Origin of the sequence: Pseudoalteromonas sp. TB64 (assembly GCF_000498095.1) — a bacterium.
Taxonomy (GTDB): domain Bacteria; phylum Pseudomonadota; class Gammaproteobacteria; order Enterobacterales; family Alteromonadaceae; genus Pseudoalteromonas.
Genome location: NZ_AUTQ01000130.1, coordinates 1 through 4066, shown reverse-complemented (window position 1 = coordinate 4066; position 4066 = coordinate 1). Strand labels below are relative to the sequence as shown.

At 37.0% G+C, this 4066-nt stretch carries 2 protein-coding genes and 2 pseudogenes; 3 read left to right on the top strand and 1 reads right to left on the bottom strand.

Features of this window, described 5'->3' with window-relative positions:
* From L647_RS0110295 to L647_RS0110285, 3 genes and pseudogenes are all read left to right on the top strand, one after another.
* Window positions 1–201 (top strand): annotated as a pseudogene (locus tag L647_RS0110295) (gfo/Idh/MocA family oxidoreductase); the annotation flags it as partial.
* A 15-nt stretch (window positions 202–216) separates the two neighbouring features.
* A complete protein-coding gene (locus L647_RS0110290; RefSeq protein ID WP_024611046.1) occupies window positions 217–1977 on the top strand; it encodes a transporter in 1761 nt (586 codons plus the stop codon).
* A 153-nt stretch (window positions 1978–2130) separates the two neighbouring features.
* Window positions 2131–2685: pseudogene (locus L647_RS0110285) on the top strand (hypothetical protein); the annotation flags it as partial.
* 15 nt (window positions 2686–2700) lie between these two features.
* Here the strand turns inward: L647_RS0110285 and L647_RS0110280 are convergent.
* Window positions 2701–3972: an IS4 family transposase gene (locus tag L647_RS0110280; RefSeq protein WP_024610808.1), complete on the bottom strand. Its 1272-nt coding sequence runs from the start codon at window positions 3970–3972 to the stop codon at window positions 2701–2703.
* Window positions 3973–4066 lie beyond the last annotated feature (94 nt).

The window sequence follows — 4066 nt, the reverse complement described above, 5'->3', positions numbered from 1 at the left end:
CCTGCCGATATTGCTGCAGATGTACCTGATGTTGAAGGCGATACAGAGCGTAACTGGCGTTACCTTATTCGCGAGCTAGTTAATGATATTAAAGGTGAAGACGTAGCGCCTTATCAAACTTTCAAAGAAGGCAGCCAATATCAGCAACTCATCGATTTAATTCGTAAAAATGATTACTGGGTAGATGTAAGTAAACTTTAATCAAAGGGTAATAACATGATCTATGATTACGCGGTAATAGTTGGTTATTTCCTTTTAGTTGTAGGTATTGGTTTTACCTTCAAAAAAATGGCAGCTAAATCAACGAGTGACTACTTTCGTGGTGGCGGTAGAATGTTGTGGTGGATGGTGGGTTCAACTGCCTTCATGTCACAATTTTCTGCATGGACTTTTACAGGTGCAGCAGGTAAAGCCTTTACCGATGGCTTTGCTGTAAGCCTTGTGTTTTTTGCTAATACCTTTGCCTACTTTTGCGGTTGGGCATATTTTTCTTACCGCTTTCGTCAAATGCGTGTAGATACACCAACAGAGGGAATTAAGCGGCGTTTTGGCAGTCAAAATGAATTGTTTTTTTCATGCGCCTTAATTGTATTTAGCTTTTTAAACGCGGGTATTTGGTTAAATGCTTTAGGCGTATTTACAAGCGCCGTGTTTGAAGCAGATATTAACGTTACGATTATTGTTACTGGCCTAGCTGTATTGTTTATTTCAGTATTGTCGGGTGCTTGGGGGGTTGTTGCTTCCGACTTTGTGCAAACATTAGTGGTTGCAGTGGTATCTATTGCGTGTGCAATTGTCGCGCTTGTAATGGTAGGTGGACCTGTTGAGTTGGTTACTAAGTTCCCGTCTGATTTTATTATGGGACCAGATATGAACTATGGTTTGCTATTAGTCGGCACCTTTGTGTTTTTTCTTGCTAAGCAACTCATAACTATTATGAATTTAAATGATTCATTTCGTTTTTTAAACGCTAAAGATTCTGATAATGCACGAAAAGCATCACTACTTGCCATGGTATTAATGGGTGTTGGTAGCATTATTTGGTTTATTCCTCCTTGGGCGTCAGCCATTTTATACCCCGATGCGGCATTAGCTTATGCAGAACTTGGTAATAAAGCATCGGATGCTGTGTACTTGGTTTTTGCAAGAAACGCGATGCCTATTGGTACCGTTGGCTTATTGCTTGCGGCATTATTTGCGGCCTCTATGTCGTCAATGGATTCAGCACTTAATAAAAATTCAGGTATTTTTATCCGTAGTATTTATCAACCATTTTTAGCCAAACGAAATAGAATAGTTGATGACGCACATTTACTTAAAATGGGTAAAATATTAAGTTTTATCAGCGGCTTATTGGTTATTGTAATGGCATTGTTTTTCAAGTCATTAAAAGAGCTTAGTTTGTTTGATTTAATGATGTCTTTTTCAGTAATGATTCAAGTGCCTATTCTTATCCCATTAATATTTGGTTTATTCATTAAGAAAACACCGTCTTGGGCTCCGTGGGTAACTGTATTAATTGGCTTGTTTGTATCTTGGTTGGTAATGAGCGTTTTAACACCTGATGTTTTTTCGCGCTTTATTGGTATAGACGAATTTACATCAAGAGAAGCAACAGACATGAATTTAATATTGACCATAGGCGCTCACTTAGTAATAACAGCCGGTTTCTTCTGTTTAACTTCATTGTTTTATAAAGAAGAAAACGATAAATACAAAGAGCAAACAGATGACTTCTTTAAAGATTTAGAAACGCCAGTAATTGCTGATAACGAGCAAGATGATTATGACCGCCAACAACGTAATAAACTGGGATCTATGGTGATATACATGGGGTGCGGTATTATTTTTATGGCTTTAATACCTAATCCGTTATGGGGGCGCTTAATTTTTGTTTGTTGTGCATTAATTATTTTAAGCACGGGGTTTTTATTGAAAAAAAGCGCAAAGCCAACACAAATTACAGCACAACTTTAATGTAATTATTAATTTTATTGGCGCTGCATATATTCATTACTAATGTGGCGCTTTTATAAAAATAATAACACTGGCAATATAAGTTTTGAAGGGATGTATATGAGATTAGCAATATTAATAAAAATAAAATGGTTGGTTTTATTATCAGGTTTAATGTTTTTTGTTTATGGCTGCACTACTGAAAATCAACAGGTTTTACAAAAACAAACGGTTCGACTTACTCATGGTATTGATAGCTCAGCCGGTGATGTACCCAGCTATATTATTAAAATAGCTAACGCGACTTATTACCTTGAAAAACAAGGCGGTGGTTTATCAAGTTTGTTAGATAGTGATGGAATTGATTGGATTGGTTTTCATAATGCAAAAGGGTCTGGGCATAAAGGGGAGTATCGTGGATTTCCAAATGCAATTCATAAACAGGATGGAAATTATTTTCATGCTCTAAATGCAGGTACAGATTTATCAACGTCAGTAATTGATGTTAATACTGCGCAGCATGTCCGTATTACTTTCACCTCAGCAAATAAAAAGTGGGAAGGGCAATGGGACTTTTACCCAGAGCGCTTAGACTTTACTATGAGTAAAGTAAGTGCAGGTTATAAATATTGGATTCAATACGAAGGTGTACCTTTTGGTGAAATGGATGATACTGATTTTTGGTTTAATAGCGCTAATAATAAAAAACACTTAATTAATGAGCCATTTTTCATAGGTTAGACATTAAGAGATAATTGGATTCAGGCCGCATTTTAATCGTCCTTTTTCTTTATCTCTTTTTGGGTTCGCTCTTCGTGCATATTTTGACAAAAAACTGATAGTTTTTTGCCATGCTTTATTCAGTGTCGATATCACGCCTTGTGTTATCGACTCCATTAATTGATAAAACCAACCTTGGGTGTTTTTTGCTACCATAAATGTTGATAGCTCAATACCGGCAAGTTGTTGAACACTCATGCCTATTCGCCTCTTTACTAACAACGTCAATAAACTTGCCCACACCAAGCCTTCCATCATGCTCGCTTTTCTGGTGTTAAATTTTTGCAGGTTGCAATAAGACTTCCATTCTTTAAACAGTAACTCTATTTGCCACCTGAGACTGTAGAGCTTTATTACCGCTTCAGCGCTAAATTTTTCTCGATTTAAGTTCGTTGCCCAATAAGTAGGCTCACTTTTTCCTCTAGGCCAGCTCGCAATCAATCGATAATTAGTTTTACCTTCCACATCCATATCGACAATAACACTACGACGAATATGCTTTTTAACGTCCTTTTGCTTCTTCTGTGAAAACCGTTTTAACGCGTTACCGTGACGATTAAAAGCAGCTACTACGGTTGGATTAACCGTGGTTTTAGCCCTGACAACATAAAAGCCTCCTGCTGTATCAATTGATTCAAGATACGATAACTTAAAATAACCTCTATCCGCTAAAAACAAGGTGTCGACTAACGATTTAGCATCAGGTAAAAAATCATATTCAGCTTGGCTATCAGGACTCACTGAGATTTCTTCGGGATAACCTTGAAGCACATCCCAACTCACATGAACCTCTATTGCCGCAGGACTTATTTTAGTAAAGCGACCTTTAAAGGTATCTTTTAAACTATCGTGCACTGCGAACGAACTTCCGTCTTGCAATATGATGCGTTTGAAATCTGACAGTGTGACTTCTGTGCCGAGTATTTGTTGCTGCCATTCATTTAACGCCACATCGACCAGTGATTTCATCAATTGGCTGAATTCAGGCTTACTCAGTTGATTGTGAAACGGTTTATATTGAACATCAGTTTCCGTCAACTTCACAAAATAACGATGTAAATCTGTCACGGTGTTTACCGATTTATCGCCTAGAGCCGTTATTAACGACATGACTAATTCGAAAGGTTTTATTATTCGTTTACGGCTACAAAAACGGCTTGTTTTACCTATTTCGTTAATATTAAAATCGTTAAGCACTTTCGTTATTTTGTTTAACTCAGTATTATATTTATTCATGCTCTGCTTTTGGGATAGATAGTGGTTTGGCGATTACTATCAGATCAAATTCAGAGCATGTTTTCAAGTTTTATTCCTTAAGATCCAACCTATG

Bases quoted from the DNA above. Each gene is read 5' to 3' on its own strand.
- L647_RS0110290 (WP_024611046.1), top strand. From the start codon at position 217: ATGATCTATGATTACGCGGTAATAGTTGGTTATTTCCTTTTAGTTGTA.
- L647_RS0110280 (WP_024610808.1), bottom strand. From the start codon at position 3,972: ATGAATAAATATAATACTGAGTTAAACAAAATAACGAAAGTGCTTAAC.